This is a genomic window from Nocardia sp. NPDC060255, assembly GCF_042727395.1.
In the GTDB taxonomy this organism is placed as follows: domain Bacteria; phylum Actinomycetota; class Actinomycetes; order Mycobacteriales; family Mycobacteriaceae; genus Nocardia.
Genome location: NZ_JBHXAU010000009.1, coordinates 39,535 through 51,431, shown reverse-complemented (window position 1 = coordinate 51,431; position 11,897 = coordinate 39,535). Strand labels below are relative to the sequence as shown.

The 11,897-nt window shown below is 68.1% G+C and carries 13 protein-coding genes; 3 read left to right on the top strand and 10 right to left on the bottom strand.

Features of this window, described 5'->3' with window-relative positions:
* Positions 1 to 149: 149 nt before the first annotated feature.
* Together ACFWF1_RS18410 and ACFWF1_RS18405 are read left to right on the top strand one after the other, a co-directional pair.
* Positions 150 to 1,034, top strand: coding sequence for an Hsp70 family protein (locus ACFWF1_RS18410; RefSeq protein WP_379291169.1), 885 nt, complete (start codon positions 150 to 152; stop codon positions 1,032 to 1,034).
* Between the two features lie 116 nt (positions 1,035 to 1,150).
* Positions 1,151 to 1,423, top strand: a complete 273-nt coding sequence (locus ACFWF1_RS18405) for a hypothetical protein (RefSeq protein ID WP_379291171.1) — start codon at positions 1,151 to 1,153, stop codon at positions 1,421 to 1,423.
* Between the two features lie 70 nt (positions 1,424 to 1,493).
* On the opposite strand, the gene ACFWF1_RS18400 is transcribed toward ACFWF1_RS18405, so the two are convergent.
* From ACFWF1_RS18400 to ACFWF1_RS18375, 6 genes are all read right to left on the bottom strand, one after another.
* Positions 1,494 to 1,736: a hypothetical protein gene (locus ACFWF1_RS18400; RefSeq protein ID WP_379291173.1), complete on the bottom strand. Its 243-nt coding sequence runs from the start codon at positions 1,734 to 1,736 to the stop codon at positions 1,494 to 1,496.
* Positions 1,737 to 1,945: 209 nt separating this feature from the next.
* On the bottom strand, positions 1,946 to 3,511 hold the full coding sequence (locus ACFWF1_RS18395) for a uroporphyrinogen-III synthase (RefSeq protein WP_379291175.1): 1,566 nt from the start codon (positions 3,509 to 3,511) through the stop codon (positions 1,946 to 1,948).
* Positions 3,508 to 4,587: a hydroxymethylbilane synthase gene (hemC, locus tag ACFWF1_RS18390; RefSeq protein WP_379291177.1), complete on the bottom strand. Its 1,080-nt coding sequence runs from the start codon at positions 4,585 to 4,587 to the stop codon at positions 3,508 to 3,510. Before hemC ends, ACFWF1_RS18395 begins: the two co-directional genes overlap by 4 nt.
* Positions 4,588 to 4,636: 49 nt before the next feature.
* Complete coding sequence (locus ACFWF1_RS18385) at positions 4,637 to 6,076, bottom strand: glutamyl-tRNA reductase (RefSeq protein WP_379291179.1); 1,440 nt, start codon at positions 6,074 to 6,076, stop codon at positions 4,637 to 4,639.
* Complete coding sequence (locus ACFWF1_RS18380) at positions 6,073 to 6,933, bottom strand: redox-sensing transcriptional repressor Rex (protein ID WP_379291181.1); 861 nt, start codon at positions 6,931 to 6,933, stop codon at positions 6,073 to 6,075. The genes ACFWF1_RS18385 and ACFWF1_RS18380 overlap by 4 nt, the downstream gene beginning before the upstream one ends.
* A gap of 252 nt (positions 6,934 to 7,185) precedes the next feature.
* Entirely contained in the window at positions 7,186 to 7,446 is a 261-nt protein-coding gene (locus ACFWF1_RS18375) for a glutaredoxin family protein (RefSeq protein ID WP_357385432.1), read from the bottom strand.
* A 186-nt stretch (positions 7,447 to 7,632) separates the two neighbouring features.
* On the opposite strand from ACFWF1_RS18375, the gene ACFWF1_RS18370 reads away from it, so the two are divergent.
* Positions 7,633 to 8,586 carry an HAD-IB family hydrolase gene (locus ACFWF1_RS18370; protein WP_357385888.1) on the top strand — a complete coding sequence of 318 codons (954 nt, stop codon included), beginning with the start codon at positions 7,633 to 7,635 and terminating at the stop codon, positions 8,584 to 8,586.
* 153 nt (positions 8,587 to 8,739) lie between these two features.
* On the opposite strand, the gene ACFWF1_RS18365 is transcribed toward ACFWF1_RS18370, so the two are convergent.
* The 4 genes from ACFWF1_RS18365 to ACFWF1_RS18350 all read right to left on the bottom strand — a co-directional run bounded on the left by ACFWF1_RS18365 (position 8,740) and on the right by ACFWF1_RS18350 (position 11,686).
* Positions 8,740 to 9,765, bottom strand: coding sequence for a lysophospholipid acyltransferase family protein (locus tag ACFWF1_RS18365; RefSeq protein ID WP_379291183.1), 1,026 nt, complete (start codon positions 9,763 to 9,765; stop codon positions 8,740 to 8,742).
* A complete protein-coding gene (locus ACFWF1_RS18360; protein ID WP_379291185.1) occupies positions 9,762 to 10,835 on the bottom strand; it encodes an NAD-dependent epimerase/dehydratase family protein in 1,074 nt (357 codons plus the stop codon). The genes ACFWF1_RS18365 and ACFWF1_RS18360 overlap by 4 nt, the downstream gene beginning before the upstream one ends.
* A 202-nt stretch (positions 10,836 to 11,037) precedes the next feature.
* A complete protein-coding gene (locus tag ACFWF1_RS18355; RefSeq protein ID WP_003402602.1) occupies positions 11,038 to 11,139 on the bottom strand; it encodes a 30S ribosomal protein bS22 in 102 nt (33 codons plus the stop codon).
* Positions 11,140 to 11,401: 262 nt separating this feature from the next.
* Positions 11,402 to 11,686 (bottom strand): helix-turn-helix domain-containing protein, encoded by a 285-nt coding sequence (locus ACFWF1_RS18350; RefSeq protein WP_375911616.1) that lies wholly within the window; start codon positions 11,684 to 11,686, stop codon positions 11,402 to 11,404.
* Positions 11,687 to 11,897: the final 211 nt, after the last annotated feature.

The following is an 11,897-nucleotide window of genomic DNA, read 5'->3' as shown; positions in this document are numbered from 1 at the left end:
CAGCCACTTGTAACGCCGTCCAGACCCCAATGCCGTTCCGGGACTTGACTATCCAGTGTAGGACCGAGCCCGTGCGACGATCCTGGTTTCGGCGGTCGGGGCCAGCCCCACAGGTCTTATCTGTCACCAGCCGCAGCCACGGGCAGAATGTGTCGTTCGGTGAGTGGAGCGCGGGCTCGAGTCTCAGACTGTTCTATGGCGGATGGCTGTCGATCACCCACACCCAGGAGGACCGTATTATGCCCGAGTCACAAGCTGAGGCCAAAGACCCTGTGCCGGTGTCGATTCCGTCGACCACGCCGTCGGATGACGTCGCGACGCTCTCGATCCGATACACCGAGACCGGCCCCGTGCTGGTGGTGACCGGAGGTAGCCGTATCCCGCGCAGCCTCCCCCTCGTGAACGAAGCAGGGGCCCAGTTGACCCGTCGCGCCGGCCAGGTGTGGCGGTTCGAGGTCCTCGATTTCGACGTGCTGCCGAAGGACGACCCGGCAGGTTTCCTCGACGTCGACGTCGATAGCTTCGTGCTCAGATCTTCTCGGCAATTGCCCGCGGACACGCTGCCGGCACCTCGAGTAACCGTTGCACTCGACAAAGTACCCGCACGCTTGCATCGGGCAGCGGGGCTCATTGTGCGTATTCCCGGATACGTCCACAATCCCGAGGGCGACAACTTGACCTTGTCCTGGGCCGGCGGGACTGAGCAATTCCGAGTGACGTTCGACAGCACCAGGCTGGACGAGGGGGTGACTCTCGGCATTCCGGTCTGGCAGGCGCTTGCCGGGCCGATCGGCTACACCGTTCAGGACGTGGCGGGTGCACGTTCGCCGGCGTCGGCGACGATCGCCGTTCGGACCAAACGAGTCGAAGACCAGGTCGCAATCATCGTTTTCGATCTAGGCGGTGGAACCTTCGACGTCTCCACCCTCGACTTCGAGCACGGCGCATCAGACGGGTTGAACCCGTCCGATGTTGGAAGTTTCCTGGGCGGAGACGATTTCAGCGAAGTCTCCGTCGAATTGGGTCAGCGCTGATCGCGAGCGTCATCAAACCCCTTGCGGCCAGCGGTTTTTGTCGGTGCCCTGCGATATAATCGAAACAGTGTTCGAGGGGATTCGCCGAGTCCCCGATCGCAACGGGAGGGAAGCCTGTGCCCGCGACGAAGACCGTTCTCATCGACCGGCCCTACACACCGCTGGAGAAGCAGCGACTACCCGCGGGGCGTCCGCGGTCGTGGTATGTGCGCCACAATCGGAAACTCAAGGCGATGCGCCTGACCATCGCACTGCTCGACTCGGGGGTCTACAACCCGAGCTCGGCGAACAACAAGTGCATCCGGCACACCGCCGAGGTCATCGGCATTCACCCGCCGTCCGACCTCACCTGCACCATGGTGCGCACGCTGCTGCGTAAGCGGTACTGAGGCACCGCCTTAAACCGGATCGGTGGGGTATCGCATGCGGTACGCCACCGATCCGGAACTACTACTTGCGCTATACGGTGCAAATCTGGCCGGTACCGCCGGACAACGTCTTGAGTAGACAGGCGAAGCCGCGCGCGATCGCGGGCAACCCCTGTAGCGAACCGGTCGAGCTGCCCGTCGACGCGTCGATATCAGCGGGCGCGGCGGCAGGCAGCGCGGGCGCGGGCGCCGCCAATGCCGAAGCGCCGCCGGACAATACGATGACCACGGTGGCGAACGTTGCCGCGCCGATGTGCACTATCGATCGTTTCATCTAAACCAACTCTCTCTTGTGATCGCGCTAACACGCCAGGACAAACTAGCCCGATCCCAGGAGATGAGATGCCCATATTTCCACGGGCATCGCCCAGCAATGGCGTCGAATCCACTGCCGGACAACAGATATCGATACCGCCGGAAAACTACGAACGAAATGCACACTGCCCGTACCGAACTCGGCACGGGCAGTGGGTACAGCGTGGATCAGCGGCTGCGGCGACTCTTCTTGCGCGGCGGCGGCAGCAGGCCCTCGGCGCGCAGCCGGGCGGCGTGCTCGGCGAGCGCCTCGACCAACGGACCGACCTGAGCGACCTCGGGCTGCACATCGACGCGCAGACCGAATTCGATGGCGGTCTCGGCAGTCTTCGGGCCGATGCACGCGACGATGGTGCGCGCGTGCGGCTTGCCCGCGATGCCGACCAGGTTGCGCACCGTGGAGGACGAGGTGAACAGGACCGCGTCGAAACCGCCGGTCTTGATCATCTCGCGGGTCTCCGCGGGCGGCGGCGAGGCGCGCACCGTGCGGTAGGCGGTGACGTCGTCGATCTCCCAGCCACGATCGCGCAGGCCCTCGGCCAGCGTCTCGGTGGCAATGTCGGCGCGCGGCAACAGGACTCGGTTCACCGGGTCGAAAACGTCGTCGTAGGGCGGGAAGTCGGCGAGCAGGCCCTCGGAGGACTGTTCACCGCTGGGCACCAGCTCGGGGTTGATGCCGAACGAACGGACCCGGTCCGCCGTGGCCTCGCCGACGCAGGCGATCTTCACACCGGAGAAAGCCCGTGCGTCCAAACCGAATTCGGCGAACTTCTCCCACACCGCGCGCACCGCGTTGGTGGAGGTGAACACCACCCACTGGTAGCGGCCGTCGACCAGACCCTTGACCGCGCGCTCCATCTGCGCCGGGCTGCGCGGCGGCTCGACCGCGATCGTCGGCACCTCCATCGGAATGGCGCCGTGCGTGACCAGCCGCTCGCTCATCTCGCCCGCCTGATCCTTGGTGCGCGGCACCAGCACGGTCCAGCCGTACAACGCGCGCGACTCCCACCAGGACATCTTCGAGCGCGACGCGACCACCTTGCCGATGGTCACCACCAGCGGGCCGACCAGCTCGGAGGCGGCGCTGTTCAGCGTGGCCAGGGTGGCCTCGATGGTGCGCTGCTGGCGGGTGGTGCCGCGCACGGTCACCGCGACCGGGGTCTGCGGCGCCATGCCGTGTTCCACCAGGGCGCTTGCGGTTTCGGCCAGGTGACCCGAGGTCGCGTGCAGCACCAGCGGTCCGGGGGCGGCGGCCAGCGCGGCCCAGTCGACCTCGCCGCGCACGTCGGCCTCGGTGTGCCCGGAGCCGAGCGCGATGCCCGCGTAGCTGGGCACCGCCGAGCCGTTGGGCAGACCGGGCAGCACCTCGAACACCATGTGCGAGCGGGTCACCGCGTTGACCTCGGCGATCACCGAGTCGGTGGTCAGCGGGTCACCGGCGACGACGCGCACCACGTCGTGGCCGTTGCGGGCCTCGGCGATCAACGTCTTGGCCACCTCGGCGGGTTCACCGAGGGCGGGCCGCACGTCCACCGGACGCTCGCCGTCCTCGGCGGGCTCGACCGCGGTCCCGATCAGGGCGAGCACACCTTTGTCGACATCGGGATCGGTGAACGCGAGCGTCGCGCGACCGATCACCTCACGGGCGCGCACGGTGAGCAACGCCGGGTCGCCGGGTCCTGATCCGACGAAAAGGATCCGACCTGGCTGCTTCTTGGTAGCTCGACCGCTCATTGGTTGTTCTCCATTGGGCTGGGTTGGGTGAAGTCTGAGGCGGGCGCATTCACCGCCTGTGAATTCGAACCGTCGTCCGGTTCGGGGGCATGGGCCCCTGGTTCGGCGACGCTGAGCAATTCGCGCGCGCCCATGTCGAGGAGTTCGCGGGCCAGTGCCCGGCCGAGCTCATCCGCATTCGCCGGTGCTCCGACCACCGAGGCACGGACCACATCCGAACCGTCGACGGCCGCCGCGCAACCGCGCAGCGAGAGCTCGTCGAAGATCCGTCCGTCTTCATCGATGGACTCGACTACCTCCGCGAGCGCGCCGATCGGCGCGGTGCAGCCTGCCTCGAGTTCGGCGAGCAAGGCCCGCTCGGCGATGATCGACGCACGGGTCGCGGCGTCGTCCAGCGCGGTGAGCGCCTCGATGAGTTCGGTGTCGTCGCAGCGACATTCGACGGCCAGCGCACCCTGGCCCGGCGCGGGCAGCATCTGCACCGGCTCCAGGGCCTCGGTCACCGCGTCGAGTCTGCCGATTCGGGCCAGGCCCGCTCTGGCGACCACGACCGCGTCGAGGTGACCGTCGCTGACCTTGCGCAGCCGGGTGTCCAGGTTGCCGCGCAACGGCACGATGTCCAGGCCGAGGCCGAGCGCCCGCAGCTGCGAGGCCCGCCGCGGCGCGGAGGTACCGACCTTGGCGCCCGCGGGGAGTTCGCCGAGCACCAGACCGTCACGAGCGACGAGTGCGTCGCGCGGATCCTGCCGGGGCGGGATGGCGGCGATGGTGAAGCGCGGGTCCTGCGCGGTCGGCAGGTCCTTGTAGGAGTGCACCGCGATGTCGATATTGCCCGCGGCCAGCTCGTCACGCAGGGCGGAGGTGAACACGCCGACGCCGATCTGCTGCACCGGCTCGGACGAGAGATCACCGAGCGTCTTGACGACGACCAGCTCGGCCTCGTGTCCCGCGGCGACCAGCGCGTCGCGGATGGTGCCCGACTGGGTGAGGGCCAGCAGGCTGCCGCGCGTGCCGATCCGCCACGGCGCGCGCGTGCTTGCTGCCGTCACGTTGTCCTCTTCCTGCACGAGTGTCATGCCGGCACCTCGCGGGTGCGTGGCGCGGCCTTACCGATCCGGTGCGCCGTCATGCCGGCTGCCCCTGTTCGTCGCCGCGATGGCCGGTGGTGAAGTCGTCGGCGAGCGCGATGTCGGCGTCGGTGAGCAACATGCCCGCGCGCTCGCCGATCGCGGAGATCTCCATCGGCGCGGCAACCGCCTGCGCCGCACCTGGTTTCAGCTCGAACAGCTCGCGCAGCGCCTCGGCGTAGCTGTCGCCGCCCGGCGTGGAGGCCAGCTGCTTGACCCGCACCGTCGGCGCGTGCAGCAACTTGTCGACCACCCGGCGCACCGTGCGGGCCACCTCGTCACGCTCCGGATCGGCCAGGCTCGGCAGCCGCGAATCCAGCCGCAGCAGTTCGGCTTCCACCACCTCGGCGGCGCGCTGGCGCAGCGCGGCCACGGTCGGGGTGACCTCGGCCATCCGCTGGCCGGTCAGGTACTTGGCGAGCTCGTCGGCCACGATCGCGCGGGCCGCGGCGGTGTCGTCGGCGGCCGCGCCCGCCGCCGGATCGCGTTGCAGCGTCTCGATGTCGATGACCGTCACGCCGGGCAGTCCGGCGACCGCGTGCTCGACGTCGCGGGGCAGGCCGAGGTCGCAGAACACCAACGGCCGTTCCGTGGTGGCGAATTCGGTGCCGCGCTCGCGCTCGGTCAGCGCCCGGTGGGTGTCGGCCAGTGTCACCACGTTGCCGACCGCGCCGGTGCACGTGATGACCACATCGGCGACGGCCATCGCCTCGGTGAGCCGGGAAAGTTCCATCGCCTCGGCGGCGACCCCGTAGCCGCCCGCGGTCTCGGCCAGCCGCGCGGCCCGCCCGATGGTGCGGTTCACCACGATGATCCGGCCGATGCCCGCCCGCGAAAGGTGCGCCACCGCAAGGCTGCCCATCGCGCCGGCGCCCACCACAACCGCGGTCCGTCCGGTCAGCGAGCCGACGACATGCTGCGCCCGATCCAGCGCGACCGACACGACGGACGCGCCGGCCCGGTCGATTCCGGTCTCCGAATGCACCCGCTTGCCGACCCGCAGCGCGTGCTGGGCCAGCTCGTGCAGGGTGCGCCCGACCGCCTGCTGCGCGTCGGCGGAGGCGTAGGCGCCACGGATCTGGCTGAGCACCTGCTGCTCGCCGATCACCATCGAGTCCAGCCCGCTGGCCACCGCGAACAGGTGCTCGGCGGCGGCCTCGCTGTAGCGCACGTAGGCGTGCTTGGTCAGGTCGGGCAGCGGCAGCCCGGAATGCTTGGTGAGCAGGTCGCCCACCTCGGCGAGACCACCGTGGAACGCGTCGACTACGGCGTAGACCTCGACCCGGTTGCAGGTGGAGACGATCATCGCCTCGGAAACATGGCTCGAGGTGAGCATGCGGTCGATCAGCTTGGGACGGTCGGCGTCGGCGATGGCCACCTTCTCCAGCACCGAAACGGGCGCACTCCTGTGCGAAATCCCGACCAGAAGAACACTCATGGACTGACCACCGATCCCTTGCTGCTTGGCTCCGTTGCCGTGTGCGAGGACGCCGTGTGCGCGGCTGCCGAATGCTTGAGGGCCTGATGTACGGCCGAGGTATGTGCGGTGGGGGCGCGGTGGCTGATCCGGCTCGACGCGGGCCGCGGCGGCCCCATCGGCGCGGCCACGGCCGCAGTGGCGTTGTCCGCGTTGCGGACTCGCTCGAACGACAGCATCTGCAGTTCGACCGCGAGGTCGACCCGGCGCAGCTCGACGGTGGCCGGCGCGATCAGCGCACAGGGCGCGAAGCTCAGAATGGATTGCAGCCCGGCCGCGACCAGCCGGTCGCAGGCGTCCTGAGCCGCGTCGTCGGGCACGGTGATGACCGCGATGGTCGGCTCGAGCGCGGCGACCGCCTCGGCCAGCCCGGCGACATCGCACACCACCAGACCGGCGACCGGCAGGCCGATCACCTCGGGATGATTGTCGAAGATGCCGACCACGGTGAAGCCACGCCGCTGGAACCCGCCGTAGCCGACCAGGGCACGGCCGAGATTCCCGGCGCCGACGAGCACCACGCGGTGTCCCTGCGACAGGCCGAGCACATCCTCGATCCTCGTCCTCAGCCTGGCTACGTCATAGCCGACACCCCGTACGCCATTGGGTCCGAGGAAGGAAAGGTCCTTGCGCAATTTGGCCGAATTGACACCCGCCGCGACAGCGAGTTCCTCACTCGATACGATGGCAACACCCTCGTCGGCCAACGTGGCGAGGACCCGGAGATAGGTCGCCAAACGCGCGACGGTGGCCTGCGGGATGTCCTTCTGCAGAGCCCTGCCGGAGACGCCGCCCGGCGCCTCATGCTGCTCTGTCACGTCGTCGGCTCCTCGTTCCGGCCCGCATCGGGTACCGGTTCGTCGCTGGACCTCTGGCCCGGGACGGTCCGGTGCCATGGTCGAAGTGTCGGAATGCTGGGTGTCTTTACGCGGTGGGCCCGCAGCCTCGGCAAGCGGGTCCGCGTGCCACCACCGTAACTGCTTGTGCAGCCCTTCACAAAGTCGGTGAAATTGGCCTCATTTTCCGTTGCGACCAGCGCTGCGGCCGAGGAGAACTATCATCGCTACCCCTCAGCGGCTCAGGTCGGCCCGCAATCTGGCCTCGTCCACGTCGAAATAGCTGTGCTCACGACCGTTGAGCAGCACCACCGGCAACCGGTCGCCGAACTCCGCGCGCAGGCCGGGATCGGTGGCGGCGGCCTCGTCGACATCCAGCGTCGCGGGCTCGATGCCGAAATCGGCGCAGATCACTCGCAGCTGGTCCAGCGCGATTGCGCACATGCCGCAGCCGGATCTGGTCAACAGGGTCACCGAATGTGTGGGATTGGTCATGGCGGATATTAAATCCCCTCGCCACGCCCGAATCGGTCTGCCAGGTACTGCGATGACTGTCGGTCGGCCCAGTTACTGTGGACATGGTTCGCGCGACGGGCGGAGGTATCGGTGCCGGAACGATCGAAGGTGGCAAGGGCCGGATTCATCGCGGGACGATTCGGCGAGTTTCCGGCGCGGTGGAATCTGGGCGCGATCGGTGAGGGCCTGCAGGATCAGCTGGCCCGTATCCCGCGCAGCCCCTTCGGCCCCAGCGAGGAAGAGCTGCGGGCCAACCTGGCCGGCGAGGCAAGTGCGGATGCCGCATTGTCTTTGCACGACGCGGAATTGGCGCTCGCGCAGCGCGATCTCACCGGCCCCGAGGTGCCGCGCGACCTGACCGCGGCGGCGTTCTTCGACGTGGACAACACCATGGTGCAGGGCGCGTCGATCGTGCACTTCGCCCGAGGTCTGGCCGCGCGCAAGTACTTCAAGACCTCCGACCTGGTCGACGTGGCCTGGAAGCAGGTCAAGTTCCGGGTTACCGGGCGGGAGAACAGCTCCGACATGGCCAGCGGCAAGGAGAAGGCGCTGGAGTTCATCGCCGGACGCCCCACCGCCGAGCTGGCCGCGCTCGGCGAGGAGATCTACGACGAGATCATCGCCGACAAGATCTGGCCGGGCACAAGGGCTCTCGCGCAGATGCACCTGGACGCGGGCCAGCAGGTGTGGCTGGTCACCGCGACGCCGGTCGAGCTGGCCCAGGTGATCGCCAAGCGGCTCGGGCTCACCGGCGCGCTCGGCACGGTGGCCGAGAGCGTGGACGGCAAGTTCACCGGGCGGCTGGTCGGCGACATCCTGCACGGGCTCGGCAAGGCGCACGCGGTGCGCACGCTGGCGATCCGAGAAGGGTTGAACCTCAAGCGCTGTACCGCGTACTCGGACAGTCACAACGACGTGCCGATGCTGTCGCTGGTCGGCACCGCGGTCGCGATCAACCCGGATTCGGACCTGCGCGAGGTGGCGAAGAACCGGGGCTGGGAGATCCGCGACTTCCGCACCGGTCGCAAGGCCGCGAAGATCGGCGTGCCAACGGCGCTGGCGCTGGGGGCCGCGGGCGGCGCGGTCGCCGCGGCGGTGACCCGCAAGCGCGATCACTGAGCCGCGACGCGGTCCAGGGAACGATACGAGCACCCGTCGGTCCGGCGAACGCCGGAAACCAGTGCGGCCGAGGGGTTTACCGACTGGTGCCCGGCGTTCGCCGGGTCGACGGGCAGCTGCGGGCGGTACGGCTCAGCCCGTAATTGGTGCGACTCAGCCCGTAAAAGGGTTGCGGCGCTTGGTGAGCAGCTTGTAGAGCGTCGACTGAATGGTTTCGCGGACCTGGTCGGTCACCTCGAACATGGTCATCGGATCGTCGGCCGCCTCCGGCTCGTAACCGGTGGTCGGGATCGGCGCACCGAATTCGATGTACCACTTCGACGGCAGCGGCAGCGCGCCCAGCGGACCGAGCAGCGGGAACAGCGGCGTCACCGGGAAGTACGGCAGGCCGAGCAGTCGCGCGAGCGGCTGCAGGTCGGCGAGCTTCGGGTAGATCTCCTCGGAGCCGACGATGGAGCACGGGATGATCGGCACGCCGGCCCGCACCGCCGCGGCCACGAAACCGCCGCGGCCGAACCGCTGCAGCTTGTAGCGATCGGCGTACTGCTTGCCGACGCCCTTGAAGCCTTCCGGGAAGACACCGGTGAGTTCGCCTGCGCGCAGCAACCGTTCGGCGTCCTCGCGGCAGGCGAGGGTGTGCCCGGCCTTCCGCGCGAGCGCGCCGAGCAGTGGCGTTTCGAAGATCAGGTCGGCGGCCAGCAGGCGCAGCGCCCGCTGCTTCGGGTGCCGGTCGTGCACGGCCAGCTGCAGCATCAGCCCGTCCAGCGGAATGGTGCCCGCGTGGTTGGCCACGATCAGCGCGCCACCCGCCTCCGGGATGTTCTCCATCCCGCTGACCTGTACCCGGAACCACAGTTCCGACATCGGGCGCAGCGCGGGCAGGAGCACCGACTCGAGCAGGTGCTCGTCGAAACCGAACTCGTCCACCTGGTAGTCGCCGGTTATCCGGCGGCGGGCGAAGTCGGCGGTCTTGCCGATCTGCTTGCCGAGCGCGCCGCGCACCAGCTCCGAGAGCGACTGCGGCGCAGGCGGTTCGGTGGCCGCCAGGCGTTCGGTCAGCGAGGTCACCGGGCTGGGCGCTTCGCCCTGCGCATGCTCCGGCCAGCGCCGGGCGGTCGGGCGCGAGCGCGCCTCGTCCTGCATATCGTGGAGTTGAATGACTTTCGCTACGTCGTTCATTGCTGTGCTCCCGTACCGGCCCCGAGCAGGCCGAGCAGTTTGTTTTCTGCGGCATCGATCCACGCGGGATCGATTACGGGCCGCAACGCTGCGCCCCCGATGAAGTCGTCGAAGGCCTGCATGGTCGTCCAGCGCGGCACGAAGCCGAGTTCGGCACGCATCCGGGTGGTATCGAGGCCACAGCCGAAATGGAAATAGTCGAGCTGTTCGCCGGAGAATTCGCGCATCACCGGGCCCATCAGCACCCGGCCCGCGGTCCGGAACAGCGCGAACGGCACCGGCAGTTCGATCCGGCCCGCGCGCCGCACCGCCTGTGACAGCGCGAGCGCGCCGTCACCGGCGATGTTGTAGGTGCCCGCACGGGCGGTCAGCGCGGCGTGCGCGAGCGCGGCGACCGCGTCCTCCTCGTGCAGCAGCTGCAGCCGCGCGTCGCGGCCGAACACCGTCGGCGTGATCGGTGAACGGAGATACTGCATGCCCCGGCTCGCCAGCCGCGGTCCGACAATCGGTGCGAAACGCAGAATAGAGGTGGCGATATCCGGCCGCCGTCGCGCGAGTCCGCGCACAAAACCTTCGATGTCGATCACGTCGCGGGCGAACTCACCGCGCGGCGGCGTGCGCGCGCTCATTTCCTCGGTGAATTTCGCGGGGTCCTTCGCGCTGCAGCCGTACACCGCCGAGGAGGACCGCACGACGACCCGGCGCACCGTCGGCGCCTTCTGACACACCGCGAGCAACTGCATCGCGCCGAGCACGTTGAGGTCCTTCATCACCGCGCGCCCGGCCCCGGCGGGTGACCTGGCCAGCACCGCGGCGTGCACCACGGTATCCACCGCGCCACCATCGATCACCTTACGGATCAACGGATTTCGGATATCGGCGCGCACGAATTCGGCACGGCCCATGCGCCGCTGCAATTCCCGGCTCGGGGTCATCGTGTCGACGGCGATGATGCGGTCGATGTCGGGGTCCTGCGCGAGACGCGCGACCACGTTGCCGCCGAAGAAGCGACTCGCACCGGTCACCAACACGACTTTCGGGGTGTGTCCGTCTCGAGCGTCAGAAGCCACCGCATCCCACCTTGGCAAGCCCCCGTTTCACTTATTCCCCGGTTCCTAGGGTAGCCGCTGCGTTCACGGGTTCTGTTGGTATTTACCAGGTTCTAACGATGACTTCAGTCACCTGAAACACGCCGTGGTTTCAAAATTCGGTATTTCAAACAAAAAGGCCCGTCACCTGAGGGTGACGGGCCTTCGAGCTGACGCGCAGCGCTTACTTGCCGAGTTTGCGCCGCTGCACACGTGTGCGGCGAAGCAGCTTGCGGTGCTTCTTCTTCGACATGCGCTTGCGGCGCTTCTTGATCACAGAACCCATAGGGTTGTTCCTCGCGTTCTCTCTACTCGGCGCGCACGCTACACACGTACGCCAACTGACCGGTCGTTCGGCAAGCCTCACGTCCAGTGTCCGCGCCGCCGGGTACCACCGGACACCACAAGTGATGCCACCGGCGGGCGAACACGAACCGAGGGTCCATCGTACCGGCACGTCCGGTCAGCCTCGAAACCGCCTGATCCAACGCCGCCGGACCAGGTCCGTCGGCGTCCCGCGCTCGGCTGAGCGCGGACGGATCAGGCGTTCATCCGGCGTCGAAGTAGGACGTTTCCAGATAGTCGTGCACCGCTTTGGCGTGCACCCGGAACGAACGACCCACCCGCACCGCGGGCAGCTCACCGGAATGCACCAGCCGGTACACCGTCATCTTGGACACTCGCATCAGGCTCGCCACCTCGGCGACCGTGAGGAACTGAGTGCCGCCGAGCATGGGTTGCCCCTGCGACCCGGAACCACCTTGCGTCCGGGAACCAGCCCGGGCGCCTGAGGGACCTGGGCCACTCGAACTTCCTGAGCTACTTGCAGACATCTTGTTAGACATCATTGCACCATTGACCTCCGGCACGCCCGCGCCGCCGGCTTCCCCACCGGCGGAACAGACACGCACGTGCTGCTTGAAGCTTAGCGGGACCAGTGGTGTTACTGCGACGGGAGTGAGAAATCAGCTTTTCCCATTCGGAACCGACCGGTTGCGTGCTTCCGAACGGCAAGTGTCCGGGAAGCGCATCGGGGCCCCCGAA